Below are 25,009 nucleotides of genomic sequence, written 5' to 3' on the forward strand. Positions count from 1 at the left end.
AAGCGGAGCGGGGCGGGGGTCTTCGGCGTCGCAACCCCACCCCGTCTCGCAATCTCCGCTTCGCTCCGACTGCGAGCCGACCCTCCCCACAAGGGGGAGGGTGAAGCAGAGCCTCTCTCCGCAGGAGCACCCTTGCCCGCCCCCCTAATCGAAATGCGCGGCATCACCAAGAGCTTTGGCGCCGTCAAGGCGAACGAGGCCGTCGATCTCAGCGTCGCGCCCGGCGAAATCCTCGGGCTACTGGGCGAAAACGGCGCCGGCAAGACGACGCTGATGAATGTGCTGTTCGGCGCCTATGCGCCCGACGCCGGCGAGATTCTCATCCAGGGCCAGACGGTGCGGATCACCAGTTCCGCCGATGCGCTGGCCGCCGGCATCGGCATGGTGCACCAGCATTTTCACCTCGCGCCGCGGCTGACGGTGCTGGAAAACCTGCTCATCGGCATTCCCGGCAAGACAGGACGGGTCGACCGCGCCGGCGGGCTGGCGCGGCTGGCCGAGATCGGCCGCCAGCATGGGCTGATGCTTGACCCGGACCTGCCGGTCTCGGCGCTGTCGGTCGGCGAGCAGCAGCGGCTCGAAATCGTCAAGGCGCTGTTTCGTGGCGCCAGGCTGCTGATCCTCGACGAGCCGACGGCGGTGCTGGCGCCAAGCGAGGTCGACGGGCTGTTTTTGGCGTTGCGTTCTATGGCGGCGCAAGGTCTCGGCATTATCTTCATCTCGCACAAGCTCAACGAGGTGCGGGCGCTGACGCATCGCTGCACGGTGCTGCGGCATGGCCGCGTTGCCGGCCGCGTCGATGACCCGGCCAACACGACATCCTCGGAGATGGCAACACTGATGTGCGGCCATGAGATCGTGCCGCCGGCGCGGGGACCATCGGCGCCGGGTGCTGATGTCCTGACGCTCGACGGTATCTCAACCTCGCATCATTCGGGCACGGCGCTGCGCGACGTATCGCTTGCCGTCCGTGCCGGCGAAATCCTCGGCATTGCCGGAGTGTCGGGCAATGGCCAGCGGGCGCTGGCGGAGGTGATCTCCGGGACACGTGTGCCCGATGCCGGCCGGATGACGATTGCCGGCCAAAAGGTCCCTCGGTTTTCGCCGCGCGAGGTGCAGGCGCTCGGACTTGGCCGTATCCCGGAAGACCGCATGACGACCGGGCTGGTCACCAACCTGCCGCTGGCCGATTCGATGGTGCTGCCGCGCATCGGCACCACAGCGTTCAGCAGCAAGGGCCTGCTCAAGCCGGATGCGATCCGCGCCTTTGCCGAGGCGCAGATCAAGGCCTATGATATCAGGTGCCCTGGGCCGATGACCCGGGCCGGCGCATTGTCCGGCGGCAATCTGCAGAAGGCGTTGTTGGCACGCGAGCTTGCCTTCGATCCGAAGGTGCTTGTTGTCTCGCAGCCAACGCGAGGCCTCGATATCGGTGCTGCGCGCTTCATCCACGAAAAGTTCCTCGACATGCGGACCAAGGGCTGCGGGATCATCGTCATCGGCGAGGATCTCGAAGAGCTGCTGGTGCTCTGCGACCGCATCGCGGTGATGTATGAGGGCCGCATCGTCGGCACGCTCGACAGCGCCGATGCGACGATCGCGCGGCTCGGCCTGATGATGACCGGGGCGGAGGGCCACAGCTGATGTTTCGCCTGGAGGTCCGCAGCTCGACGCCGACCTGGTTCAACCTCGCTCTGCCATTGCTGGCGATCGGAGCAACGCTCATCTTGTGCAGCGGCCTGATTGCGCTGGCCGGCGCCGGCGTGCTCGAAGCTTATGGCGTGATGTTCACGGCGTCGCTGGGCGACAGCTATGCGATCACCGAAACGATGGTGCGTGCAACACCCATGATCTTCACCGGACTGGCGGTCGCGGTCGCCTTCCGAGCAAAATTCTGGAACATCGGCGCCGAAGGGCAATTCCTGGCCGGCGCGGTGGCCAGCTGCTTTGTCGGCGCCATTCCAATGCCGGGGCCGCTCGCCATGGTCTTGATGGCGGTGGCCGGCGCCGCAGCGGGAGCCGCAGTCGCGCTGGTGCCGGCGACGCTCAGAGTAAAATTCAAGGTCGATGATGTCGTCAGTTCGCTGTTGCTCAACTCGGTCATCTATTACGCCTTGATGGCGCTGATCGAGGGGCCGTGGAAGGACAGTTTCAGCGGCTATCCGATCTCGCCGCCGATCGAGGATTCGGCCAATTTCCCGGTGCTGCTCGAAGGCACGCGGCTGCATCTCGGCGTCGTTGTGGCGCTGCTCGCGGCACCGCTGATCTGGTTCCTGATCGTGCGCACCACGCTTGGCTTCCGGATAAGGGTCACCGGCGAGAACCCGGAAGCGGCTAGATATGGCGGCATCAACGTCGAGCGCGTGCTGATCTCGACGGCGCTGCTGTCCGGTGCGTTGGCCGGGTTGGCCGGCGTCGGCGAGGTCGGCGGCGTGCATTTCCAGGTGATGAGCGACATCTCGCCGGGCTACGGTTATTCGGGCATCGTCGTTGCCATGCTGGCGCGGCTCAACCCGCTCGGCGTGGTGCCGGCGGCGATCTTCCTTGCCGCCGTGATGACCGGCGCCGAGGCGATGTCGCGGGCGACCGGCGTGCCGGCCTTCCTCAGTGACGTCATTCAGGGCACCGCATTGCTTGCCATGCTGGTGGCGCTGCTGTTCACCGCCTATCGCATCCGTCGCGTCGGAGTTGCCCGATGAGCGCGGTGTTCGAACAGATATTCCAGGTTGGCTTCCTGGCCGCGATCATCCGCATTGCCACGCCGCTGGCTTTCGCGACGCTCGGCGAAATGTTCTCGGAGCGGGCCGGCGTGCTCAATCTCGGCATCGAAGGCATCATGCTGTTGTCGGCGATGACAGGCTTCACCGCTGCCAGCCTCAGCGGCAGCCTGTGGCTCGGCGTGCTGGCGGCGGTGCTGACCGGCATGCTGATGGGCGCGCTGCATGCGCTGTTCACGGTGGTGCTCGGCCTCAGCCAGCATGTCTGCGGCATCGGCGTGACGCTGTTCTCGTCGGGCCTCGCCTATTTCCTCTACCGGCTGATCTTCGGCCAGCAGTCGGTGCCGCCCAACATCAAGGGTTTTCAGACGCTGCCGATCCCGCTCCTCTCCGACATTCCGGTGCTCGGGCCGGCGGTGTTCAACCAGTTTGCGCTGGTTTACATGGCGATCCTGGCCATTCCGCTGGCCGCCTTCGTGCTCTACCGCACGCCATGGGGCCTGTCGGTGCGCATGGTCGGTGAAAATCCTCGCGCCGCCGATTCGGCCGGTGTCAGCGTCATCGCCACGCGCTTCCAGGCTGTCATCCTCGGCGGGGCGCTGATGGGGCTGGCCGGCGCCTTCCTGTCGATGGCGCAGTTCAACGCCTTCACCTTCGGCGTGGTGTCCGGGCGCGGCTGGGTGGCGATCGCGCTGGTCGTATTCGGCCGCTGGGATCCGTGGCGCTCGGCGGGGGCCGCGCTGCTGTTCGCCTTCGTCGATGCACTGCAGCTGCGCATGCAGGCCAGCGGGCTCGGACACATCCCCTACGAGGCGTTCCTGATGCTGCCGTTCATCTTCACCATCGTCGCCATGGCGGTGATGTCGCGCAACGCGGTGGCGCCGTCGGCGCTGCTCAAGCCGTTTCGTAGGGAAGAGCGGTAGACGAGTGTCCTTTCCTCTCCCTCCGGAGGGGGGAGAGGTGGCGCTGCGAAGCAGCGACGGAGTGGGGGAACCAACTGGCAACGGTCGCCAACGGATATTGAAAGGGGACCAAGGCGCAAGAACCTTCCTGTGCCGCGCCAACGGTCGACCCCCACTCCGTCGAGCTGCGCTCGACACCTCTCCCCCGATCGACGGGGTAGAGGAAGGGCGCCAAGCCGTCCCTGGGACGAAGAACCTGAACCCTGGAAAGCTTCACATCGCGGTAAAGCCGTTGTCAACGAACAGATGCGTGCCGTTGACGAAGCTCGACTCGTCGCTGGCCAGGTAGAGCGCTGCCCTCGCCACCTCTTCCGGTTCGCCGATGCGGCCCTGCTGCGCGGCCAGCGCCGCGTCGGAGACGTCGACGCCGAGCCTGCCGAGGTCGGCGACCTCGCGCAGGCCGTGCGGCGTGCGGATGAAGCCGGGGCAGACCGCATTGCAGCGGATGTTGCGGTCGCGGAACTCGACGGCGATGGCGCGGGCGAACATGTGGCAAGCGCCCTTGGTGGTGTCGTAGAGCACTTCGTTGGGAGTCCCCGCCACCGCCGAGATCGACGAAGTACAGACGATCGAGCCGCCGCCGGCCGCAATCATGCCGGGCAAAACGGCGCGCGTCATCAGGAACATCGAGCGCACATTGACGGCATGCAGCCAGTCCCATTCCTGCACCGTGGTCTCCAGGAAAGGTTTTATCACGATGGTGCCGGCGTGGTTGAACAGCACGGTGACCGGGCCGAGTGTTTCCGTCGCACCCTTCACCGCCGCTTCGACCTGTGCCTCGTCGGAGACGTCGGCGACAAAATGCTCGGCGACATGGCCGCGCGCCCTGATTGTCGCTGCGGTTGCGGCGGCCGCCTCGCCGTTGCGGTCGATGATCGCCACCTTGGCGCCTTCGGCGGCGAACAGCTCCGAAGCCGCTCCACCCATTCCCGTCGCTCCTCCCGAAATGATGGCGACCTTGCCGGCCAGTCTTGTGCCCATTTTTCTGCCCCTGTGTGACGATTTCGCTTTGCTGGTTGGGCGATGCTACCGCGCCCGCGCCGGGCGGCCAATCCACGAATTGAGTGCAGCGAGGGCAAGGTAATAGGTCCATTCACACGCAGAAGCGAGAACGGACGCGCCATATGGATCGGCCGTCGGAGGGCGCCCTCTAAGCAAGTGCCTACCAACTTCCGGCACCATAGGAGAAAACTATTCTATCTTTGGCCCAAAAATAGCAATCGACAAAGTCTACAAATTTTATAGATTAATCGCCGAGACGGAGGTCGATATGTCCTATATCCAGAACGCCCAGACGGATCGTAGCGGTCAGCGGGCGGCCAATGCCCAGGCTTTTCGCCCGGCCTATGCCGGGGCTTTCGCCTATCTCGTCTTTGCCCTTGCGTTCGTGTTCACCGGGGCAGTGGTTCTGGGTCTTATTCCCTGAGTCGTCAGATCGACCGGGGTTAACTGCCCACCGCTTTCAGGCAATCGGAGTTGAATGAACCGAATCCTCGGCGTGCTTTCGCGCGCCCGACACCACGGAGGACATGGCAATGCCGATCGAGTTCACGCATATTCCCGGCAAGACCGCCGATGCCGCGGTTCCCTTTTTCTACGATTTTGCCGAGACCGCGACCAAGCTCGGGCTGATCGAGGATGGCGGCTTCCGCAAGATCGTCGTCGACGATTCGGCCGGACTGCTGACCAACATGGATCTTGCGGCCCAAGTGCTCGACCGCACCTCGTCGCTGGAAGTCGTGCTCACCCATTGGGCGGGCGTGGTCGAACCGACCGTGGCGGCCCGCCAACTGGCGTCGATCGACAGGAAAAGCGGCGGGCGCCTGGCTCTGAGAATGATCAGCGAGCCGCTGAGCGATGCCGACGCCGAAACACGGCCGGTCGGGCACACCGTCATCTGGCAGCGCATAGACGAATATCTGGTGTTGCTGAAGCGGCTGTGGTCGAACGACCGGCCCTTCGACCACGAAGGAACGTTCTACAGCATCAAGGGCGGCTACGTGCCGCGCAAGGGACCGCACGGCGCCGACCTGGTCATCCGCATGGGCGGGCAGTCCGGAACGGCACTCAAAGTTGCCGGCCGGCATGCCGATGTCTTTGAATTGGCGCCGGGCTCGATCGATGAGATCCGGCAATTGATGGAGCGGGTGCACCGCTCCGCCACCGAACATGGCCGGGCCGGCAAGCTGCGCTTCGCGCTTCCGGTCGGGATTCACCAAGGTGCTTCCGCCTCCGGCCACAAGGCAGTCGATGTTGTCGGGCCGCCAGCCCAGGCCGCCCTGTCGCTGCTTGCCTATGCAGCCCTCGGGATCGATGAATTCATGATTGTCGGCGTCGACACGCCGCGTGAGATCGCAACGGTCGGCCGGGAAACCATCGCCCTGCTGCGCAATTCGCTGGCGCGTCGCGAACACGAGGCATTCCAGCCTGGGGCATATGCGTCTCGTGCAGGATTGGAGACGCGCGCAACGGGCTGAGTTCTGGCCTACGGAATGAAAGCTATTCCGGTAACGCCGAGATCCTTCACACCCCCTCTGTCCTGCCGGACATCTCCCCCGCAAGGAGGGGGAGATCGACCGCTTCACCCGCAGCGCTGGTCTTGCCCCGTTGGCGATTGGTGAAAGCCGAGATGACAGCCAATCTCCCTCCTTGCGGGGGAGATGGCCGGCAGGCCAGAGGGGGGTGCTGTCCCGCCGGCATTGATCTTGGCGCCCTAACTCGCCATGCCCGACAATCGCGACAAGCCTTCAATGACAGCGCTGGAATCAGCGAGCGCGCCAAAGACGCCATCCTCAACCGTCACCATGTGAAGCGCTGCTTCGTGCGCTTGTCTGTCGCCGCTGGCGCAAGCGTCCGAGATCGTCAGGCATTGGAAATTCCGGTCGCAGGCTTCGCGCAGCGTGGTGTGGACGCAGACATCCGTCGTGCATCCGGAAAACATGAGATGCGTGATGCCTTGCGCGCGCAGGACAAGCTCGAAATCCGTGTAGGTGAAGGCACTGTTGCAGGTCTTGTCGACGATGATGTCGTGCGGTGCCACGTCGATCTCCGGAACGATCTGGAACCCCTTGCCCGAGCGCAGCAGGATATCGGTGCCGTCGAGACCGGCGCGCTTGCGTCGCCATTTTTCGTAAGGCGTCATGTCGGCCATGTCAGCCCGATAGCCCTGCCTCGTGTGGATGACCCCGACGCCGGCCTTGCGCGCGGCCGCGATCAGCCGGCTCACCGTCGGCAGGATCGCTCTCAGAGGCGACGGATCATAGCCCTGCCTGGCGAAATAGCCTGATGTCGAAAGGAAATCCTGCTGCAGGTCGATGACGATCAGCGCGGTGTTTTCGGCCACCAGCCTGCCGTCATAGGGGAAATCGAAGGGCGTTGCCTTGATCATCCGGGGCTCCCTGCTTTGGCCGCTACCATAGTGGATCAACGCGATGACACCAGATGCTGGGCGTCGTGCAGGCGCCGATAGATGCCGCCGGCACGGATCAGTTCGCTGTGCGACCCCTGTTCGACGACGCCCGACTCCGAGACGACGACGATGCGGTCGGCGCTGCGGATCGTTGCCAGCCGGTGTGCGATGACCAGCGTGGTTCGGCCCTCGGCAAGTTCGGCCAGCGACTTCTGGATTTCGCGCTCGGTCTCGGTGTCGAGCGCCGACGTCGCCTCGTCGAGGATAAGGATCGGCGGGTTCTTCAGGAACATGCGGGCGATCGCCAGCCGCTGCTTCTGGCCGCCGGACAATTTTACGCCGCGCTCGCCGATGATCGTGTCATAGCCGGCCGGCAGGCCCGATATCATGCCGTCGAGCTGCGCCCGCCGCGCGGCATCGGTGATGGCCTCGTCGGAGGCGCCGAGACGGCCATAGGCGATGTTCTCGCGGATCGAGCCGCCGAACAGGAACACATCCTGCTGGACGATGCCGATCTGGCCGCGCAGCGAAGCGAGCGTCATGTCCCTGATATCAATGCCGTCGATGCTGATCCGCCCGGCGCTGACTTCGTAGAACCGCGGCAGCAGCGAGCATATGGTGGTCTTGCCGGCGCCCGACGGGCCGACGAAGGCGATGGTTTCGCCGGCGTGAATGGTGAGATCGATATCCCTGAGCACGGGCTTGCCGTCGCCGTAGCCGAAGCTCACTCCGCGGTATTCGATGTCGCCCTTGAGCCCGCTGGCGGTAACGGCATCAGGCCGGTCGGCGATGTCGGGTTCGGTGTCGAGCAGCTCGGTGTAGCGGCGGAAGCCGGCAATGCCTTTTGGATAGGTCTCGATCACCGAATTGATCTTCTCGATCGGCCGCACGAAGACGCCGACCAGAAGCAGGAAGCCGACGAAGCCGCCATTGCTCAGGCCTCCCGTAATGACGAGGTAGCTGCCGGCGATCATGACCACGAGTTGGATCAGCCTTATGCCCATATAGTTCAGCGAATTGCTGGCCGACATGATGCGGTAGGCGTCGAGCTTGGTCTGGCGGTAGCGCTGGTTGTCATGCGCGAACAGCGTGCGCTCATGCTCCTCGTTGGCGAAGGCCTGGACGACGCGCATGCCGCCGACATTCTCCTCGATGCGGACGTTGAAATCGCCGACACGCCGGTAGAGCGCCTGCCAGTTGCGCTCCATGCGGTCGCCGTAGCGCATCGTCACCCAGGCGATCAGAGGCACGATCACCGCCGTGATCAGCGCCAGATGCATGTTGACCGTGAACATCAGCACGAAGGCGCCGGCGAAGGTCATGATGGCGATGAACAGGTCCTCGGGGCCATGATGCGCGATCTCGCCGATCTCCTCGAGATCCTTGGTGACACGGCCGACGAGGTGGCCGGTCTTGTGGTTGTCGTAGAAGCGGAACGACAGTTTCTGCAGATGGTCGAAACTCTTGCGCCGCATCTCGGTCTCGATGTTGATGCCGAGCATGTGGCCCCAATAGGTGACGACCGCCATCAGCACCGTGTTAAGCAGATAGATCACCAGCAGCCCGGCGGACGCGATGATGATCAGCGTCCAGTCCTGCTGCGGCAGGAGCTGGTCGACGAAGGTGCGGACCGCCATGGGAAAGCCGAGTTCGAGCAGACCGGCCAGCACCGCGCAGGAGAAGTCGAGCGCGAACAGCCCCTTCCAGGGCGCGTAGTAGGAAAGGAAACGTCTGATCATCTAGGTGAACCGCAAGCTGTCTTGATGGACGCGGCGAGGGCGCCGGCCGCCATCGATGGGCGCTGCTTACAATCGGCAGGGCAGGGCCGGCAATATGCCAGGGCCGACTTCATTGCCTGCCTTTCCACATCAGCGCCATGAAATAGGGGCCGCCGACGAAGGCGGCGATGAGGCCGGCCGGCACTTGCCAGGGAAAGATCAGCGTCCGCCCTGCCCAGTCGGCGGCAACGAGGATCAGCCCGCCTGTCATGGCAGAGGCCAGAAGCTGCGGCACGGCGCGGCGGAAGCCGAGCATGCGCGCGAGATGCGGTGCCATCAGGCCGACGAAGCTCAACGGGCCGATGACCAATGTCGCGGTTGCGGTGGCCAATGCGGTGAGCGCAAGCAATGTGGCGCGAACACGTCCCAGTCGCAGGCCAAGGCCACGCGCGGCGGTTTCGCCGAGCGGCAGTATATCGAGCCAGCGCGCGGTCAGCGGCGCCAGCGCGAGGACGGCGACCGCGACCGTTGCGGCGGTGAGGGCATCATTGGGTGTTGCGCGATAGGTCGATCCCGACAGCCAGGTGAGCAGGAAGTCCATGCGCGGATCGCCGCTGGCCAGAAGCAGCGCGGCGAAGGCGGACGCGACCGTCGCAACGGCGACGCCGGCAAGCAGCAGCCGTTCCGGCGACAGGGCATTGCGCCGCCCGGCCAAAACAACGATCGTCAGCGCCAGCATGGCGCCGGCGAGGGCGGCGCCGAGCATTGCCGCGCGGTCGAAGCCTTCGCTGAGCAACAGCAGCGCCAGCACGCCGAAAGAGGCGCCGCCGGAAATGCCCAGGACCTCGGGCGCGGCCATCGGGTTGCCGGTCATGCGCTGCATCAGCGTGCCGGCGACGGCGAGCAGGACGCCCGCCGACAGGGCGACGACGACGCGAGGCGCGCGCAGGGCAATTAGCTCGGTCAAATCCGCAGATGCGATCCAGTGCCAACCGCCTCCGCCACGGCCAAAGCCGATGGCGAGGACAACCGCGAGAATGAGCGCCAGCAGGCCCGCGATCAAAGGCAGGCCGTTTGTCGGCAGGCGTACCGACGACACCATGTCGGCTTGCCTTTCGGGAGTGGTTCGCATTCGCGGCAACAGGAACAGCAGCAGCGGCGCGCCGAGCAAAGCGGTCGCGGTGCCGGCGGGGATTTCGCCGGCGAACGGCAGATGCTGCACCAGACGGTCGGTGAGCCAGAGCAGGGCACCGCCGACCAGCGGCGACCAGACCAGGCGGCGGCCAAGCGTGCGCGCTCCGGCCAGCCGCGCCACAGCCGGGGCGGCGAGCGCCACGAAACCGATGACGCCCACCTCGGCGACGACCAGCGCGCTGAGCGAGACGGCGACAGCCATGCCGGCAAGACGGATGACGGCCGGCCGGGTGCCGAGCGATGCCGCGCCGTCGTCGCTGAGATCGAGCAGGCGTAGCGGTCGCCAGAGCAGGAACGCGGCGCAGATGCCGGCCAGCAGCCACGGCGCCAGAGCAACGACCGCCGCGTCGCCATTCTGCACCAACGAGCCGCTCTGCCAGATGAACAGCTCCTCGGTGTATTCGCGGTTGAGCGCCATCAGCAGCGCGCCGGCCGAGCCGAAAGTGAGGCTGACGACGAGACCGGCGATGATGATCGACACCGGCGAAAAGCTGCGCCCGCGCGCCAGTGCGAAAACGGCTGATGTGGCGAGAGCGCCGCCAGCCAGCGCCACGCCTTCGCGGCCGCCTTCCAGCAGCCATGGTGCGTAGAGGGTGGCGGCCGCCAAAGCGAGGCTCGCTCCGGCATTGGTGCCGATCGTGGTCGGCTCGGCCAGCGGGTTGCGCAGCACATGTTGCATGATGGCACCGGCGAGACCAAGTGCCGCGCCGGCCAGCACGCTAACGGCGACACGCGGCAGGAAGGCATAGCGATACAGCAACTGCGCTGGATCGGATGTGTTGGGGGCGGTGAGCGCCTGCCACCACAGGTGCGTCGGCAGAAGGTGGATGAGATCGAAGACGGTCAGCATCAGCGCCAGCCCCGCAGGCACGGCTACCAACAGGATAAGCGCGCCGATGCCGTCGCTCCGTCGCGGCAGGGACATTGCCTGGGCGATCATGCCGCTGCCACGAATTCGGCGAAACGCGCGGCAGCAGTGAGACCGCCGAACGGCCAGACTGGCGGAATGGTCCGCACTTGGCCGTTCCGGACGCAGGGCAGATTGGCCCAGAGCGAGCTGCGGGCAATCCTGATCCTGATGTGCGGCGGGATAGGATCGAGCGAGATCAGCTGCGCCCCGCCGACGGCGACCAGTTCCTCGATGCCGACCGTCGAAAAACCCCATTCATTGGTGGCGCCGGTCCAGGCGTTGAGGAGGCCGAGCCGGTCGAGGACATCCTGCAGCAGGCTGCCGGCGCCGTAGACGCGGATATGCCGATCGTCGAACATGCTGACGACGCAGACCGGTTTCTGCACCGCCCGCTCCAGCTTGGCACGCGCTTGGGCGATCGAGGCTTCGATGCGCCCGACAAGGTTTCCTGCTTCCGTCCTGCGGCCAAGCATGTCGCCAAGCTGCAGCGTCACCTGTTGCGCCTGCGCGTAAGGTGGAGCCTTGCCGCTGTAGAACGGCACGTTGAAGGTCGGCGCCAATCTGGTGAAGCTGTTCTCGTCCAAGCCATAGCCATAGGCGCCGACGATCAGGTCCGGCCGCAATTCCCTGAGCAGTTCGAGATTGGGCTCGCTGCGCGATCCCAGGTCGATGGTGGCCTGCGGCAGTGCCGGGCCCTGCACCCAGTCGCCGTAACCCCTGATGTCGCCGACGGCGAGCGGCGACAGGCCGAGCGAGACCACGATTTCGGCCGACGTCCATTCCAGGCAGACGACGCGGGCAGGTGCCGCGCGTGCCATGCCGCCCGGCAAGGCGAGGCCGGTCGCGGCGAGGCCGGCAAGATACTGGCGCCGTGTCAGCGCCGCCATTTTGGGTCGGCCCGCCACCTTGCTTCTACCATGTGTATTTCACCGAACCGTTGATCCTGCGGCCCTCGCCGTAGAAGCAGCCGAAGCCCGAGGAGAAGCAGGAGGCGACGTAGCGTTTGTTGAACAGATTGCTGGCATTGAGGCTGAGCGTGGCGTTCTGCCAGGCGTAATGCACCGCCGCGTCGGCGAGCACGACCGACGGAACCTTGAAGCTGTTGGCGTCGTCGCCATAGGTCGAGCCGACATAGCGGACGCCGGCACCCAGGCCGAGACCTTCGAGCTTGCCGCTCATGAAGGTGTAATTGGCCCAAAGCGATGCGGAATGGGCCGGCACGCCGAAGGGCATGTTGCCTTCGTTGCTGACCCAGACGCCGTTGACGTCTTCGACAGCGGTCGCCTTGGTGATCTTGGTGTCGAGGTAGGTGTAGGCCGCTCTCAGATCGAGGCCCGCATCCAGGCTCGCCACGGCTTCCAGTTCCACGCCGCGCGAACGGATCTCCCCGGTCTGGAACAGATCGTTGGGTGAGCCCTCATTACCGGAACGCACGACATTCTGCCGGGTCAGGTCGAAAACTGATGCCGTAATGAAGGAATTCCAGCCGGTCGGCTGGTACTTCAGCCCGATCTCGTATTGTCTGCCGGTCTCGGGCACGAACAGATTGCCGTCGCTGTCGGCGCCCGCCACCGGCTGGAACGATTCGGAGTAGCTGACATAGGGTGCAAGCCCGTTGTCGGCGAGGTAGACGAGCCCTGCCCGGCTGGTGAAGGCGTTGTCCTTCTGCTCGGGAATGTAGCCGCCGGCCAGATTGTTGTAGACCTTGGCGTCCGACCAATCTTGGCGGCCACCAAGGGTCAGCCGCCAGTTGCCGAGCTTGATCTGATCCTGCGCATAAAGGCCAACTTGCTGCTGGGTGGTGTCGGTATCGGTGTAGGGCGTCAGATCACCGATCTTGTAGCCGTAGACCGGATCGAAGACGTTGAAACCGTCCTCGACGGTCCCTTCCGAGGCATAGTCGCGGTAAGTATAGCGTTTGTAGTCGAGGCCGACGAGCAACGTGTGGGCAAGCGGCCCGGTGTCGAAATCGGCTTGTGCCTGGTTATCGATGGTGACGCCGCTGAGCTTGGTGCCACCGGCATCTGCATAACGGTAGTAGTCGCCGCTTGAAGGTTCCAGGCTGTTCGAGTCCGTCAGTCCGCCACCAAAGACGCCTTCCTCGGTGTGGGTAAGGTGGACGTAGCGGGCATGCTGTCGAACCTGCCAGGTCTCGTTGAAACGGTGATCGAATTCGTAGCCGATCGAGGCCTGGTCGTTGTTGTAGGAGTCGAAGCCGGGTTCGCCGACGAACATGCTGTTCGGCAGGTACTTGCCGTCCTTGCCCGGTATGACCGTGCCGTAGGCAGGCAGATACTGCATCGCCCATCCCGAGCGATCGCGCTGATAGTTGGCGAGGATGGTCAGGCTGGTGTCGGCATCGGGCTGCCAGGTGATCGCCGGCGCGATGAAGATGCGGTCGTCCTCGACGAAGTCGGTCTGCGTGTCGCCCATGTGAGCGGCACCGGTGAGGCGAAACAGCAGCGACTTGTCGGCGTTCACGGCACCGCTGAAATCGAACTTGCCTTCATACCGATTGAAGCTGCCACCACCGAATTCGACCTCGCGCAGGTTTTCCTCGGTTGGCCGTTTGCTGACATAGTTGATGATGCCGCCGGGGCTTGCCTGGCCATAAAGCACCGACGCCGGTCCGCGCAGCACCTCGTAGCGTTCCGCGCCATAAGAATCGAGCGCGGTGAACAGCGTGAAATTGCTCTCCTTGAGCTGCAGCCCGTCCTTGTAGAAGACGCCATTGGCGTTCGAAATGCCACGCAACTGCAGGCCAAGGCCACGATTGTCGGTGCCGTAGAGATTGCCTGTGGCGCCGGGTGTGTAGCGCAACGCGCTGTTCAGGCTGTCGACGGCTTGCGCTTCCATCTGGTCCCTGGTGATGACCGATATCGATTGCGGCGTCTCGATCAGCGGCGTGTGGGTCTTGGTGCCGGTGGAGCCCTTGGTGGCAACGTAGCCCTTGACCGGCCCGAAAGCGCTTTCGACACGTTCCTGGACGTTGATCGGGTCCAGGGTGGTGGTGACCGTCTCCTGGGCCAGTGCATGGCCGCAGTCAAGCAGGGCCGGCAGCGACACCGTTGCGATCAGCAGGCGCTTGCGCGCTATCCGGTTCTGCCAAATCGGTCCATGTCCTGAAATCATTCGGTGCGCCCCCCGTTTCCAAATTCCGTGCCGATATTGCCGGTCGCGACGATTTGTTGATCGTTGCAGTCATCTTCAATGTTGACTAGTAAGGTCATGTTTCATAGTCAACCGGGCATGACCCGTCGAAAGCCGGAATCTGGAAATGCGGGCGGCCGCACTGGAGAAAAGCCATGAGCATGGCTGGAATTGATACCCAGACTGCCTTCCATATCGATGCCGTACGCTTTGCCGTCGGCGAGCGGACGCTGCTCGGTCCGGTTTCGCTCGAACTGGAGCGCTCGCGCGTCTATGGGCTGATCGGCCACAATGGTTCGGGCAAGTCGACGCTTATCAAGCTCATGGCGCGCCAGCAGCCGGCGAGTTCAGGCGCCATCACTTTCGCCAGGCGTCCGTTGCCGCAATGGGGTGCCCGCGAATTTGCCCGCGCGCTTGCCTATCTGCCGCAGACGACGCCTGCGGCGACCGGCCTGACGGTGCGCGAACTGGCGACGCTCGGGCGCTATCCCTGGCATGGCGCGCTTGGCCGTTTCCGCGCCGAGGACAGGCAGCATGTCGAGGAGGCGCTGGCCCTGACCGATATGGAGGGTTTTGCCGACCGGCTGGTGGACGAATTGTCGGGCGGCGAGCGCCAGCGCGCCTGGCTCGCCATGCTGGTGGCGCAGAACGCCGGCGTCATGCTGCTCGACGAGCCGATCTCGGCACTCGACATCGCCCATCAGGTCGAGGTGCTCGGGCTGGTCAAGGAGCTCAGCCGCAAACGCGACCTATGTGTCGTCGTCGTGCTGCACGATCCCAACATGGCGGCGCGCTACTGCGACGAACTGATCGCGCTGAAGGACGGCAAGCTGCTGACGCGCGGCACGCCCGGCGAGATCATGCGCAGCGATGTGCTGAAAGGCATTTTCGGTGTGGAGATGGGCGTGTTCGCGCACCCCGTCACCGGCCAGCCTGTCGGCTATGTGCAGTGACAATATCTGATGCGGCGGCGGGAATAAAAGGCGGCAGGCCGCTATGAGAACAAGGAAGAAGCTGTTGTCGAGAACTGGTTTGTTGGCGGCGTTGGTCGCATCCGTCATCCTGTCGGCCGGCAGCGCGATGGCCCAGGAGCAACCCGCCGGTGCCGCGCCGGCGGTCGAAGCCCCCGCCGTGCCCGCAGCCCCAGCGCCGATTGCACCCGCACCCGCCGCACCGGCAGTCGCTCCGCCGGCCACAATGGCGCCTTCGCAACCAGGCACGCAGCCGAATATGGCCGCGCCGGCCGAGGCCGGACCTTCGACGGCGATGGAGATGACCTTGCCGCATGACCTGTCGCCATGGGGCATGTTCATGGCGGCCGATATCGTCGTCAAGGCGGTGATGATCGGGCTGGCCTTTGCCTCCCTCGTCACCTGGACGATATGGTTGGCCAAGTCGCTGGAGCTTCTCAGTGGCAAGCTGCGCATCCGTCGCGCCGTGCGGGCGATCGGCGGCGCCGCCACGCTGAAGCAGGCCAGCCGTACCCTTGACCGCAGCGGCGGTCCCGGCGCGCTGCTGGTGCGGGCGGCCGAGGAGGAGACCGCACTCTCGGCCGGCGCGCTCGATCATGTCTCGGGCGACGGCCTCAAGGAACGGGTCACGTCGCGCCTGTCGCGCATCGAGGCGGCGGCGGCGCGGCGCATGTCGCGCGGCACTGGCGTGCTGGCGACGATCGGCTCGACCGCGCCCTTCGTCGGCCTGTTCGGTACGGTCTGGGGCATCATGAACGCCTTCATCGGCATCTCGCAGGCGCAGACCACCAATCTCGCCGTGGTCGCGCCGGGCATCGCCGAAGCGCTGCTGGCCACCGCGATGGGCCTGGTCGCGGCGATACCGGCCGTCGTCATCTACAACGTCTTTGCCCGCTCGATAGCCGGCTATCGGCAGATCCTCGCCGATGCCTCGGCCGGGGTCGAACGGCTGGTCAGCCGCGACCTGGACTTCCGCACCGTTGCGCCGGCAACGCCACTGGCGGCGGAGTAGCGCCATGGGAAGCAGAATCCGACAGACCATGGATGACGATCTCGAGGAAAGCCACGAGATCAACGTCACCCCGTTCATCGATGTCATCCTGGTGCTGTTGATCATCTTCATGGTCGCGGCACCGCTGGCCACGGTGGATGTCAATGTCGATCTGCCTGGTTCGACGGCAACGCCCGCAGCGAGGCCCGAGACACCGCTGTTTCTGACGCTGAAGGACGATCTGACGCTGGCGATCGGCAATGACAGCGTGCCGCGCCCGGCTTTCGTCACGACGCTGGACGCCAAGACCAAGGGCGACAAGCAGACGCGCATCTTCCTGCGCGCCGACAAGGCGGTCGCCTATGGCGACCTGATGGAGGCGATGAACCTGTTGCGCGGTGCCGGCTATCTGAAGATCGCGCTGGTCGGCCTGGAGACGGCTTCCGCGTCCAATTCTCCGGCGCCCGCAGCCACGGGTGCGCCGACGCCATGACGCAGGCGGTCGCTGTGCCCTCGGTCCAGTTGTCGCGCTTCGGTTGGCGCGACCTTGGCTTGTGGGCCGGTGCTGCCGCGCTGGTCCTTGGAGCCCATGTCGCGGTCGCCTATGCAGTGCAGAACCTCACAATGGTCACCGAAGCGGATGGCGGCCCACCTCCGGCCCAGATGATCGAGATGGCACCGATGGTGGTGATGCCGGCCGTGGAAGAACAGGTCGCCGCGCTGGATGCGGTGACGCCAGATCAGACCGAACCGACACCGACGACCAAGCCGACACCTGAAGAACCGGTCGAAAAGGCGGAGCCGGTTGTCGAGCCGCCGGAAGCGGTCGCGCCAGACGAGACCCAACCCACCCAGACCGAAACGGCTGAAGAGGTCGATCAGCCGCCGCCGGATGAGGTCGTCCCCGATGTTGCCGAGGCTGTCACGCCCGACGTCGTCATTCCCTTGCCGCAGCCGAAACCGGTCGAAGCTGTCAAAGACAAGAAACCGGTCGCGGCCAAGGCGAAAAAGCCTGTCGAGAAGCCCAAGCCGCGGCCTAAGAAGGAGAAGGCGCCCCCGCCGAAGACGGCAACCGCCGCCAGCGCGGACGCACGGCCCGCGGCCAGGACCGCCGCGCCGAAGTCGGCGGAATCGACGTCTCGCTCCGGCGACTCCAGCAAATGGGACTCCCGTCTGGGCGCCTGGATCAAGCGGCACACGCGCTATCCCAGCTCTGCCAAGGCCCGACGCGTCGAAGGCAGGCCGTATGTCGCCTTCACGGTCGACTCGTCCGGCCGGGTCCTGTCCGCCAGGCTCTCTCGTTCCTCGGGGGATGCGGATCTGGACCGTGCGGCGCTCGCCGTGCTGCAAGGCGCCACGGTGCCGGCACCGCCACCGGAACTCGGTTCGCGTCTGAGCCGTACAGCGCCGTTCGTGTTCAGCCTGCGCAACTAGAGCATTTCACCGTTTCACGGAAACGGCGAACTGCTCTAACTGTTTGTTTTGACGCAATTATCTAGGGAAAGCGCTACGCGCTTTTCCCGGGAAAACCGCTTCACACTTTTCCTAGAATTGCTCTAGAGCCGAACTTGATCGGCCGGCCTGTCAATAGGCCAATGACAGGCTCAGGGCCTCGACCTGTTCGAGATAGAATCGGCATTTCGTGCGCAAGGGCCCGAGGCCCGGGTCATCGGCGCCGTTGATCTCGATGGTCTGCATCATGAAGTCGAAATGGGCGTGGAAAGCATCCACTGTACCCCAGAGACTGTCGGCCTGGCAGCTGTCGGCAATCGCCATCGAGACGAGTTGGCGGGCCTCGACCCGCGCGGCGTCAGGCGATGGCGGCCGCCTGGCGATCAAGACGTCGAGCCGGCTGAAAATGCTTTCCCTGGCATCGACGCTTCTGATGTTGGCTATCATGTTCATGTGCAGGTCCCCCTTGGCATTCCAGACGCGCAATAGGTTCCGGTCCGAAATTGAAAAACTGGTGATCAGAGCATTTTCAGCGGCGCCAATGAACGCGTCGCGTTTGGGCGGGCGACATGCATCAAGCTTGAGCGACCGACTGCCGGTCCTGCGGGCAGGATGCAATCAGGGCCGGGATGGCGGTTGCATCGGAGGGGTGGCCCCTGATGATGTTGGCGACCTCGGCGTCGGCCTGCTCGAACCAGTAGACCATGTCGGCGCGGCGCAGATCCGTCGCGGCCTTCTTCAGCAAGGGCAGCAGGCTTTGCAACGCGCACAGTGTCTCCCAACGGTTTGGGGAGGTCCAGCCGGCCACCGCGCATGCGGCTGACGATTGCATGTCGCTACGCTCTCCGTGGCTGGACGGCCCGAGTGTCTTTTGCCTGCGCCTTGGGGTGCAGCGGGTTGCCGCTGAGCTGCGCATGCCTGGCCGGCCGTGCGCCGCGAAGAACGTCGAAAGCCTCTGCATAGGCCATGCCGAGCAGATAGGAGATCATCGGAAAACGGCTGGCTTCGGCCATTTGCACGAGCTCATTGGTCATCGACGAAATATATTGAAGACTATCGATTTCCGACTGGCGTAAGGATTGATTTGGCACGTGCTGCTCCTGTCTCTGGTTATACCCTGGGGAACGCGTTACTGGCCGGACGGCACATAGTTGGTCGACTAATTGATGGATTGGCCCGCCGTCGAGGGATCTCTTTCCGGGGTCGAGAGGGTCAAGGCATAGATCGGTGCGTCGGTGAAACTGTCGAGACCAAGCAACCGCTTGATCGCGGAATGACTGAGCGCGGCTGTCGGACATGCCGACAGGCCATGGTTGGTCGCCGCCAGCATAATGTTCTGGCCGATATGGCCGGCCTCGATCAGCACGACACGATAGGCGTTGGCGTCCTCATATTTCCACATCGTGCGATCGAGCTTGGCGCAAAGCAGGACCAGGCACGGCATGGCGTCGGCCCACTCCTGTCCGCCGACCAGTTCGGAGATCTTCGGCAGATGGTTTGCGGAAATCCTGCCAAGGTCGTGATCCGCGGCGGAATAGTGATAGACACCGGGTTCGAGGCCATCGACGCCGAGCGCGACCACATAGGCCTCATAGGGATTTCGCGCGCCGCCGGAAGGGGTCATGCCGAGCGGCAGGGTGCCAACGCAATTGGCGGTCTCGCCGATGATGCCGAGCCCTGCAAACAGGCAATCGGAAAGCTGTTTGGCCGTGATGGTGGGCTGAGCCGCCGTGCGGTTGGTGCGGCGCCGCGCCATCAAGCTAAGAAGTTCATTGTCTTCCAGTGCATTCGGCAGCTGGATGGCGCCCGCGGAATTCTTGAGCATGAGGTTCGGCTGCGGCGTATGACCGGCGCGTTCTATCTGCCGCTCTTCCGCTTGCTCGATGGTCATGTATTCGCTGTCCTGGACGCAGAAATGCATCAGCGCCGTCGGAAGCCCCCAACGCCATTGTCCTGAAAACTGTTCCTCCTGCTCGGCGAGAGGCGATCCGGCTGTGACCAGCGCGGAGAAATCGAGCAACTGGGGAACGACAGCCTTCAACTCGGACTTCGACCATCCATGGGCGCGGGCAATGTCCGCCGTCGATGCCCATTTGTCCCACGATGCGAGAAGGCCGACCATCTCGGGGCTGCATTCAAACACGCTTCTGGTCAGGAAGTTGCATGCCGTGACCTTGTTCGGTCCGGGGTAGAAAACAAGCGTTTTCGAAGAGCGCATTTTCATGAAGCTGGATGCCATCTGCGGAGCCGAGGCGCCGACAAGCGAACCGCTCGTCGGCGCAGAACGGCTTCAGCGCTTGTTGTAGTGCATGCCCTGCGAAAAGAAGACGGTCTGCGTGCCGGCGGCAATCGTCAGCTTCGGAGCATTGGTCACTTTCTTGGCCATTTTTTATCCCTTTCTTGACCCCCATTCGGGTCCGTTGAAAGACCCCCAGAACGGGATCCGCGTAAAGAAAGGTAAGGTCGGGAGAGTTAATAGTTTGTTAAAATCATAGTAAAACCACGAGCCGAAGACGGACGCGTGGATTATCTTTCCTGGCATTAAAGTGTAAAATATCGATTTTATTCAGATACAGAGTAGACAATCGCTGCGATACGCTTTATCGACGTATACTTATTCTTATTTGGCGTAAGAGACGGCGGCCCGAGGGGACTAGCCCAACCCGTCTCGGGTGAGGCTGACAACCAGTTGGTCGACGCCCGGATCGTCGAGACTGATGACATGCGCCATGCTGATGGCATCCCTTGCGTGGATGTTGGCAATGTCTCGCCGCATGATGACGGACACGAATGCCGGGCCGGCCTCCGTCAGAAGCATGGCCTTGCCCATCAGCACCGGTTCGGAGATGGGGGCCCATTGCACGGAGATCAGCGACGGCTCCCCGGTCTGGCGGCGATTGATGCCGCTGAAATAGATCCAGTTCAGCCGCGAGATCGCCACGCCATAGTGATTGCCGCGCGCTCGTGCCCAGGTCGATCCCCGGCGCTCCGACCATCCGGTGACCCTTCGGAAGGTGACCAGTTCGGCTTCGCGCCGCACGAAGGTCACCGAGCGCATCAGGAGGTCGAGGCGGCCCGGGATCGAGAAATAGGTGAAATAGGTGCCGCCCGCGATCGAAGGACTGGGAGGGCGGATCATCTGGTTGAACAGGCTCTCGGAAACCGGCGGCAGGCCACGCATCGCTGGCTCGGGTGCGCCGGGATCCTGGTACAGTTCGGCTTCGTCGATCCGAAAGTAATCGCATATCAGCTTGGCGGTGGCCTTGTTGGGAACGGTCTGGCCCTGCAGGTAGCGTTCGAACTGCGTGCGATTGATGTGCAGCTCACGGCATACCGCACTTACGGAGGCATGCTCCTTGCACAGCCGTCTAAGGTTTGCAGCGAGATTCTCGCGAATTGACACGTCTTTGCTTCCGCAGGCGGATTTTTCATTTCGACTCGAAATCCATATAGCGTCTCCGGTCGCCCCCGCCGAAACGCCTGGTCACAACGCACAGAAAAAACTGATTTGGTAATGTCAATTTAGTGGGGCGGCTTGCAAAAAAAACGGAAACAATCGATGAGCGCTTCCGCCATAAGTCCAATTGACAAAAGTCTTGCCGGATATTGCGAAAACAGGCGGTGCGGCCTGCGGCCTTTTAAGGCGCGCTGGCACAGCAAATGCCAACCGCGGGGGCAAGCCGGGACGAGCGTCGCGGACTGCATCTGGCACGGAGAGTGAAGAATTATTCCGCTGGTGGAGCTGAGGAGGATCGAACTCCTGACCTCGTCATTGCGAACGACGCGCTCTCCCAGCTGAGCTACAGCCCCGTCCAGCGGATGGGCGCATTTATCGGGCGCCGCGGTTTCCTGTCAAGGCGGAGGTTTGCCGAAATCCAGTGCGTCAAGCGTCGAGCTGGCGCCGGCGGAAGGCGGCCTTGCCGGTGCAGTCGCGCGTTCGTTGCAGTGTCGGCGACATACCCTACAGGTCCGACCGGGCCGGCATTGGCGCCCCACAGAAAGGCGGCCCTTGCCGGTTTCGCGTGCAATGGCTACATGTCGGCAACAATTGGAGACCGGCATGCTCGCCCTCATTCAAACAATCGTCATGGCGCTTGACCTCTACTGGTGGATCATCATCGCCTCGGCGATCTTTTCCTGGCTCTACGCCTTCAACGTCGTCAATTCGAAGAACCAGTTCGTCGGTTCCATCGGCAACATGCTCTACCGGCTGACCGAGCCGGCGTTGCGGCCGATCCGCCGTTTCATGCCGGACCTTGGCGGCATCGACATCTCGCCAATCATCCTGCTTCTGATCCTGTTCTTCCTGCGGCAGTTTCTGCTCACCACGGTGGCGCCTCTGATCCTGTGAGCAGGATGACCTTATGAGCACGCCGTTTCGCCTGCGCGAAAACGGCGCCGAGCTGTTTGTCCGGCTGACGCCAAAGGCTGCGCTGGACAGGCTCGAAGGCTTCGAGACCACGGCGGACGGGCGAAGCCATCTGAAAGCGCGCGTCCGCGCCGTGCCGGAAAACGGCGACGCCAATCATGCGCTCGAAAAGCTGCTGGCCAAGACTCTGGGCATGCCGGGCTCCGCTGTCTCGGTTGTCGCCGGCGGCACCGCGCGGCTGAAGACCGTGCGCATTGAAGGCGATCCGGCGACGTTGGCGAAAAGCATCGAGGCGCTCGGCCATCAGTCCTGATGTCCTTGTCGGAGGGTTCAATCGCCCAATGGCAAACGCGGATCGTCGACTTTCAACGTGTTCACGCTCTGCTTGATGCGGCGCAGATTTTCCAGAACCCTTGGTCCGCGCGTCTCGGCGACCGAGGTGACGATCATGTCGACGATCGACAGCAGCGCGTAGCGCGACGATGTCGGCTTGTAGATATTGCCGTCCTCGAGCGACTGGAAATGGATGACCGTGTCGGCGACCTTGGCGAGTGCGGAGTCCGGCGGGGTGATGGCGATCGTGGTGGCGCCATATTGCTGGGCGACCTGGACCGCATCGATGACCGATCGCGCATAGCCGGAGACAGAGAAGGCGATCAGCGTGGTGTCAGGGGTGGCGACGGCGGCGTACATGCGTTGCAACTGTCCGTCGATCTGCGCCAGCACCGACACGCCAAGCCTGAACAGCCGGTTCTGCATTTCGGTCGCCATCATGGACGAAATGCCACCGGAGCCGATGCACAGCACATTACCGGAAACAGCGATGCGTGCGGCGACGGCGACCAGCGTCGTCATGTCGAGGTTTTCGCTGGCGCGTTGGATGGCCGATATCGCCGCTTCGGTGATGGCGGAAGCGATGCGCTGTTCGCGGGCATCGCGGCTCAACGGCTCCGGCGACAGATACTGGCCGCCGATGGCGATGGCTTGCGCCAGATAGAATTTGAAGTCGCGCAGGCCCTCGCAGCCGAGATTGCGGCAGAACCGCGTCACCGTTGGCTCGCTGACACCAACGCGCGCGGCAATTTCCGAAATCGCCGCCTTGGAAACGAAATCGAGGTCTGCCAGGACGAAGCCGGCCAGCTTGCGATCCGACTTCGTTCCGTCCTGCGACATCAGCTGCAGGCGCGTGATGATGTCGGCCGGCGTCTTCATGCTGCTATTTTCATAGAGGCAGGCCCGTTGCCTTGTCGAACAGATGGATGTTGCCGGGGTAGACAGAGACCGGCAGCAGGTCTCCCGGCCTGACCGGCACCCTGTCACGGAACACGGCGCGTACCGTATCAGCACCGATAGCGCCATAGACATGTGTTTCGGAGCCGGTGGGCTCGACGACATCCACCCTGATCGCCATCGCGTCGACAGCTTCGCCGATGACAAAGTGCTCGGGCCGGATGCCGGCTTCCACCGCACTGCCCGCCGGCACCTGTTTGCCGGCAAGCGCAAGCCGCCCGCCGCCGGTCGACTCGAACCAGGTTTTCTCAGGTGATGTCTTGAGAGAACCCGACACAAAGCTCATCGACGGGGAGCCGAGGAAACTAGCGACGAACTTGTTGGCCGGCCTGTCATAGAGCTCCAGCGGCGCCCCCACCTGCTGTATCCGCCCGCGATCCATCACGACGATGCGATCGGCCATGGTCATGGCTTCGATCTGGTCGTGGGTGACATAGACGATCGTCGACTTCAGCCGCTGGTGCAGCGCTTTGATCTCGACGCGCATCTGCACGCGCAATTGCGCGTCGAGGTTGGACAGTGGCTCGTCGAACAGGAACACCGACGGCTCGCGCACGATGGCGCGGCCCATGGCGACGCGCTGGCGCTGGCCGCCGGAGAGCTGGCGGGGATAGCGGTCGAGATAGGAGAAGAGATTGAGGACGCCGGACGCCTTCTTGACCTTCTCGTCGACCACTGTGCGCGCCTCGCCGCGTATCTTCGGACCAAAGCCGATATTGTCTGCTGCCTTCAGATGCGGAAACAGCGCGTAGGACTGGAACACCATGGCGATGTTGCGCTGCTGCGGCGGCAGCGCGTTGGCGCGCACGCCGCCGATCAACAGGTCGCCGGAGGTGATCGTCTCTAGGCCGGCCAGCATGCGCAGCAAGGTCGACTTGCCGCAGCCGGACGGGCCGACCAGCACGACGAACTCGCCGCTCTTGATGTCGAGGCTGATGTTCTCGAGGATCTTGTGCTGCCCGAAGGATTTCGACAGGTCGCGGAACTCGACGTCGGTCATGCTCACGCTCCCAATATGTCGTCGATGAAGGGCAGGCAACCGGCGGTCAGTCCCGCGTCCACGGGCATCACCACGCCTGTTATTCCCGATGCGCGATCGGACGCAAGGAAGGCGACGGCTTCCGCCACTTCCGCAGCGTTGACGATGCGGCCGAGCGGATAGAGCCGCTGCAATTTGCCGAGGATTTCGGGATCCTTGGCAAGGCGGTGGTCCCAGGCGGCGGTGCGGATCGATCCGGGGCAGACGACATTGGCGCGCAGGCCGCTGCGGCCGAGCTCGACGGCGATCGCCTTGGCATAGGCGTTGATGCCGGCCTTGGCCGCGGCATAGGCCGGATTGCCGAAATGCGCGATGGCATTGACCGACGAGATGAAGACGACACTGCCGGAGCCGCGACCAGCCATCGCCTTGACCAGCGGATCGGCGAAATTCATCACGCCGGTCAGGTTGAGGTCGAGTTCCTGCTCTATCCTGTCGGGATCGAGCGCCGAAATCGTCTCGGCACGCGTCCAGCCGGCATTGTTGACGAGAATGTCGGGCACGCCATTCCGGTCGAGGATCGCGGCGACCGCCGTGGCTATCGATGGCCTGTCGAGAAGATCGAAGACGTGGTGGGAGGCAAGGTGCGGACTGTTCAGCGCCTCGCTTGACTGATCGCAACCGACGACCTTGGCGCCTCTTTGCGCCATCAGCGCCACGATGGCCGTGCCGAGGCCGCCGCCGGCACCCGTCACCACGACGGTCTTGCCCTCGAACTCGGCCCGGCCTTCGAACTTGGCCCTGCCTTCGAACTCGGTCCTGCCTTCGAACTCGGCCCTGCCTTCGAACTCGGATTGCGAAACCACCGTGCGTCATCCTCCGGGAGTTCTGACAGAT

25 protein-coding genes and 1 tRNA gene are annotated in these 25,009 nt (G+C 63.9%); 11 read left to right on the plus strand and 15 right to left on the minus strand.

The genetic code is table 11. From position 1 onward, the window contains the following. Nucleotides 1-132 precede the first annotated feature (132 nt). From EOA13_RS16410 to EOA13_RS16420, 3 genes are read left to right on the plus strand one after another with little or no spacing between them, the layout of a single operon-like run. The gene (locus tag EOA13_RS16410; RefSeq protein WP_127294078.1) at nt 133-1,644 is read left to right on the plus strand and encodes an ABC transporter ATP-binding protein; all 1,512 of its coding nucleotides are present in this window, start codon (nt 133-135) and stop codon (nt 1,642-1,644) included. Continuing rightward, a complete protein-coding gene (locus EOA13_RS16415; protein ID WP_127294080.1) occupies nt 1,644-2,699 on the plus strand; it encodes an ABC transporter permease in 1,056 nt (351 codons plus the stop codon). The genes EOA13_RS16410 and EOA13_RS16415 overlap by 1 nt, the downstream gene beginning before the upstream one ends. After that, nucleotides 2,696-3,640 (plus strand): ABC transporter permease, encoded by a 945-nt coding sequence (locus EOA13_RS16420; RefSeq protein ID WP_127294082.1) that lies wholly within the window; start codon nt 2,696-2,698, stop codon nt 3,638-3,640. The genes EOA13_RS16415 and EOA13_RS16420 overlap by 4 nt, the downstream gene beginning before the upstream one ends. A 252-nt stretch (nt 3,641-3,892) precedes the next feature. Here the strand turns inward: EOA13_RS16420 and EOA13_RS16430 are convergent, their stop codons facing one another. After that, a complete protein-coding gene (locus EOA13_RS16430) occupies nt 3,893-4,660 on the minus strand; it encodes an SDR family oxidoreductase (protein WP_127294086.1) in 768 nt (255 codons plus the stop codon). A gap of 289 nt (nt 4,661-4,949) precedes the next feature. On the opposite strand from EOA13_RS16430, the gene EOA13_RS16435 reads away from it, so the two are divergent. Beyond that, nucleotides 4,950-5,105, plus strand: a complete 156-nt coding sequence (locus EOA13_RS16435; protein ID WP_081738744.1) for a hypothetical protein — start codon at nt 4,950-4,952, stop codon at nt 5,103-5,105. A 109-nt stretch (nt 5,106-5,214) separates the two neighbouring features. Continuing rightward, on the plus strand, nt 5,215-6,156 hold the full coding sequence (locus tag EOA13_RS16440; RefSeq protein WP_127294088.1) for an LLM class flavin-dependent oxidoreductase: 942 nt from the start codon (nt 5,215-5,217) through the stop codon (nt 6,154-6,156). 236 nt (nt 6,157-6,392) lie between these two features. Here the strand turns inward: EOA13_RS16440 and EOA13_RS16450 are convergent, their stop codons facing one another. The 5 genes from EOA13_RS16450 to EOA13_RS16470 form a co-directional block, all read right to left on the minus strand. After that, complete coding sequence (locus tag EOA13_RS16450) at nt 6,393-7,067, minus strand: isochorismatase family cysteine hydrolase (RefSeq protein ID WP_127294090.1); 675 nt, start codon at nt 7,065-7,067, stop codon at nt 6,393-6,395. A gap of 35 nt (nt 7,068-7,102) precedes the next feature. Continuing rightward, on the minus strand, nt 7,103-8,827 hold the full coding sequence (locus tag EOA13_RS16455) for an ABC transporter ATP-binding protein (RefSeq protein WP_127294092.1): 1,725 nt from the start codon (nt 8,825-8,827) through the stop codon (nt 7,103-7,105). A 109-nt stretch (nt 8,828-8,936) separates the two neighbouring features. Beyond that, nucleotides 8,937-10,940 carry a Fe(3+)-hydroxamate ABC transporter permease FhuB gene (fhuB, locus tag EOA13_RS16460; RefSeq protein ID WP_127294093.1) on the minus strand — a complete coding sequence of 668 codons (2,004 nt, stop codon included), beginning with the start codon at nt 10,938-10,940 and terminating at the stop codon, nt 8,937-8,939. After that, nucleotides 10,937-11,797 carry an ABC transporter substrate-binding protein gene (locus tag EOA13_RS16465; protein WP_127294095.1) on the minus strand — a complete coding sequence of 287 codons (861 nt, stop codon included), beginning with the start codon at nt 11,795-11,797 and terminating at the stop codon, nt 10,937-10,939. The genes fhuB and EOA13_RS16465 overlap by 4 nt, the downstream gene beginning before the upstream one ends. Nucleotides 11,798-11,822: 25 nt before the next feature. Continuing rightward, on the minus strand, nt 11,823-14,042 hold the full coding sequence (locus EOA13_RS16470) for a TonB-dependent siderophore receptor (RefSeq protein ID WP_127294097.1): 2,220 nt from the start codon (nt 14,040-14,042) through the stop codon (nt 11,823-11,825). A gap of 179 nt (nt 14,043-14,221) precedes the next feature. Here EOA13_RS16470 and EOA13_RS16475 point away from each other — a divergent pair, with 179 nt between their 5' ends. The 4 genes from EOA13_RS16475 to EOA13_RS16490 all read left to right on the plus strand — a co-directional run bounded on the left by EOA13_RS16475 (nt 14,222) and on the right by EOA13_RS16490 (nt 17,456). Further along, nucleotides 14,222-15,013 (plus strand): ATP-binding cassette domain-containing protein, encoded by a 792-nt coding sequence (locus tag EOA13_RS16475; protein WP_164780113.1) that lies wholly within the window; start codon nt 14,222-14,224, stop codon nt 15,011-15,013. Nucleotides 15,014-15,077: 64 nt separating this feature from the next. Further along, nucleotides 15,078-16,043, plus strand: coding sequence for a tonB-system energizer ExbB (gene exbB, locus EOA13_RS16480; RefSeq protein ID WP_127294101.1), 966 nt, complete (start codon nt 15,078-15,080; stop codon nt 16,041-16,043). Nucleotides 16,044-16,047: 4 nt separating this feature from the next. After that, nucleotides 16,048-16,515, plus strand: coding sequence for a TonB system transport protein ExbD (gene exbD, locus EOA13_RS16485; RefSeq protein WP_127294103.1), 468 nt, complete (start codon nt 16,048-16,050; stop codon nt 16,513-16,515). Continuing rightward, nucleotides 16,512-17,456: an energy transducer TonB gene (locus EOA13_RS16490; protein WP_127294105.1), complete on the plus strand. Its 945-nt coding sequence runs from the start codon at nt 16,512-16,514 to the stop codon at nt 17,454-17,456. Before exbD ends, EOA13_RS16490 begins: the two co-directional genes overlap by 4 nt. Nucleotides 17,457-17,606: 150 nt before the next feature. On the opposite strand, the gene EOA13_RS16495 is transcribed toward EOA13_RS16490, so the two are convergent. The 6 genes from EOA13_RS16495 to EOA13_RS16525 form a co-directional block, all read right to left on the minus strand. Beyond that, nucleotides 17,607-17,927: a hypothetical protein gene (locus tag EOA13_RS16495; RefSeq protein ID WP_164780107.1), complete on the minus strand. Its 321-nt coding sequence runs from the start codon at nt 17,925-17,927 to the stop codon at nt 17,607-17,609. 121 nt (nt 17,928-18,048) lie between these two features. Further along, nucleotides 18,049-18,306 (minus strand): hypothetical protein, encoded by a 258-nt coding sequence (locus EOA13_RS16500; RefSeq protein WP_127294109.1) that lies wholly within the window; start codon nt 18,304-18,306, stop codon nt 18,049-18,051. Between the two features lie 4 nt (nt 18,307-18,310). Continuing rightward, nucleotides 18,311-18,565: a hypothetical protein gene (locus EOA13_RS16505; protein WP_023811699.1), complete on the minus strand. Its 255-nt coding sequence runs from the start codon at nt 18,563-18,565 to the stop codon at nt 18,311-18,313. A gap of 68 nt (nt 18,566-18,633) precedes the next feature. After that, a complete protein-coding gene (locus EOA13_RS16510) occupies nt 18,634-19,596 on the minus strand; it encodes a SagB/ThcOx family dehydrogenase (protein WP_245490398.1) in 963 nt (320 codons plus the stop codon). 531 nt (nt 19,597-20,127) lie between these two features. Next, nucleotides 20,128-20,877 (minus strand): helix-turn-helix transcriptional regulator, encoded by a 750-nt coding sequence (locus EOA13_RS16520; RefSeq protein WP_127294113.1) that lies wholly within the window; start codon nt 20,875-20,877, stop codon nt 20,128-20,130. Nucleotides 20,878-21,208: 331 nt separating this feature from the next. Next, nucleotides 21,209-21,284 (minus strand) — tRNA-Ala (locus EOA13_RS16525). Between the two features lie 250 nt (nt 21,285-21,534). Here EOA13_RS16525 and EOA13_RS16530 point away from each other — a divergent pair. Further along, the gene (locus EOA13_RS16530; RefSeq protein WP_023811703.1) at nt 21,535-21,825 is read left to right on the plus strand and encodes a YggT family protein; all 291 of its coding nucleotides are present in this window, start codon (nt 21,535-21,537) and stop codon (nt 21,823-21,825) included. 13 nt (nt 21,826-21,838) lie between these two features. Continuing rightward, nucleotides 21,839-22,156 carry a DUF167 domain-containing protein gene (locus EOA13_RS16535; RefSeq protein WP_127294115.1) on the plus strand — a complete coding sequence of 106 codons (318 nt, stop codon included), beginning with the start codon at nt 21,839-21,841 and terminating at the stop codon, nt 22,154-22,156. 17 nt (nt 22,157-22,173) lie between these two features. On the opposite strand, the gene EOA13_RS16540 is transcribed toward EOA13_RS16535, so the two are convergent. From EOA13_RS16540 to EOA13_RS16550, 3 genes are read right to left on the minus strand one after another with little or no spacing between them, the layout of a single operon-like run. Continuing rightward, nucleotides 22,174-23,055: a MurR/RpiR family transcriptional regulator gene (locus EOA13_RS16540; protein ID WP_013528979.1), complete on the minus strand. Its 882-nt coding sequence runs from the start codon at nt 23,053-23,055 to the stop codon at nt 22,174-22,176. Nucleotides 23,056-23,065: 10 nt separating this feature from the next. Beyond that, nucleotides 23,066-24,133 carry a sn-glycerol-3-phosphate ABC transporter ATP-binding protein UgpC gene (ugpC, locus tag EOA13_RS16545; protein ID WP_127294117.1) on the minus strand — a complete coding sequence of 356 codons (1,068 nt, stop codon included), beginning with the start codon at nt 24,131-24,133 and terminating at the stop codon, nt 23,066-23,068. 2 nt (nt 24,134-24,135) lie between these two features. Next, nucleotides 24,136-24,870 (minus strand): SDR family oxidoreductase, encoded by a 735-nt coding sequence (locus EOA13_RS16550; RefSeq protein ID WP_127294242.1) that lies wholly within the window; start codon nt 24,868-24,870, stop codon nt 24,136-24,138. Nucleotides 24,871-25,009: the final 139 nt, after the last annotated feature.

Origin of the sequence: Mesorhizobium sp. M7A.F.Ca.US.011.01.1.1, from assembly GCF_003998295.1 — a bacterium.
GTDB lineage: Bacteria > Pseudomonadota > Alphaproteobacteria > Rhizobiales > Rhizobiaceae > Mesorhizobium.

What these genes read in the sequence shown, in the direction of transcription:
- EOA13_RS16415 (WP_127294080.1), top strand. Translation starts at nt 1,644, where the DNA reads ATGTTTCGCCTGGAGGTCCGCAGCTCGACGCCGACCTGGTTCAACCTC.
- EOA13_RS16420 (WP_127294082.1), top strand. Translation starts at nt 2,696, where the DNA reads ATGAGCGCGGTGTTCGAACAGATATTCCAGGTTGGCTTCCTGGCCGCG.
- EOA13_RS16430 (WP_127294086.1), bottom strand. Translation starts at nt 4,660, where the DNA reads ATGGGCACAAGACTGGCCGGCAAGGTCGCCATCATTTCGGGAGGAGCG.
- EOA13_RS16435 (WP_081738744.1), top strand. Translation starts at nt 4,950, where the DNA reads ATGTCCTATATCCAGAACGCCCAGACGGATCGTAGCGGTCAGCGGGCG.
- EOA13_RS16440 (WP_127294088.1), top strand. Translation starts at nt 5,215, where the DNA reads ATGCCGATCGAGTTCACGCATATTCCCGGCAAGACCGCCGATGCCGCG.
- EOA13_RS16450 (WP_127294090.1), bottom strand. Translation starts at nt 7,067, where the DNA reads ATGATCAAGGCAACGCCCTTCGATTTCCCCTATGACGGCAGGCTGGTG.
- EOA13_RS16455 (WP_127294092.1), bottom strand. Translation starts at nt 8,827, where the DNA reads ATGATCAGACGTTTCCTTTCCTACTACGCGCCCTGGAAGGGGCTGTTC.
- fhuB (WP_127294093.1), bottom strand. Translation starts at nt 10,940, where the DNA reads ATGATCGCCCAGGCAATGTCCCTGCCGCGACGGAGCGACGGCATCGGC.
- EOA13_RS16465 (WP_127294095.1), bottom strand. Translation starts at nt 11,797, where the DNA reads ATGGCGGCGCTGACACGGCGCCAGTATCTTGCCGGCCTCGCCGCGACC.
- EOA13_RS16470 (WP_127294097.1), bottom strand. Translation starts at nt 14,042, where the DNA reads ATGATTTCAGGACATGGACCGATTTGGCAGAACCGGATAGCGCGCAAG.
- EOA13_RS16475 (WP_164780113.1), top strand. Translation starts at nt 14,222, where the DNA reads ATGGCTGGAATTGATACCCAGACTGCCTTCCATATCGATGCCGTACGC.
- exbD (WP_127294103.1), top strand. Translation starts at nt 16,048, where the DNA reads ATGGGAAGCAGAATCCGACAGACCATGGATGACGATCTCGAGGAAAGC.
- EOA13_RS16490 (WP_127294105.1), top strand. Translation starts at nt 16,512, where the DNA reads ATGACGCAGGCGGTCGCTGTGCCCTCGGTCCAGTTGTCGCGCTTCGGT.
- EOA13_RS16495 (WP_164780107.1), bottom strand. Translation starts at nt 17,927, where the DNA reads ATGAACATGATAGCCAACATCAGAAGCGTCGATGCCAGGGAAAGCATT.
- EOA13_RS16500 (WP_127294109.1), bottom strand. Translation starts at nt 18,306, where the DNA reads ATGCAATCGTCAGCCGCATGCGCGGTGGCCGGCTGGACCTCCCCAAAC.
- EOA13_RS16510 (WP_245490398.1), bottom strand. Translation starts at nt 19,596, where the DNA reads ATGGTCGGCCTTCTCGCATCGTGGGACAAATGGGCATCGACGGCGGAC.
- EOA13_RS16530 (WP_023811703.1), top strand. Translation starts at nt 21,535, where the DNA reads ATGCTCGCCCTCATTCAAACAATCGTCATGGCGCTTGACCTCTACTGG.
- EOA13_RS16535 (WP_127294115.1), top strand. Translation starts at nt 21,839, where the DNA reads ATGAGCACGCCGTTTCGCCTGCGCGAAAACGGCGCCGAGCTGTTTGTC.
- EOA13_RS16540 (WP_013528979.1), bottom strand. Translation starts at nt 23,055, where the DNA reads ATGAAGACGCCGGCCGACATCATCACGCGCCTGCAGCTGATGTCGCAG.
- ugpC (WP_127294117.1), bottom strand. Translation starts at nt 24,133, where the DNA reads ATGACCGACGTCGAGTTCCGCGACCTGTCGAAATCCTTCGGGCAGCAC.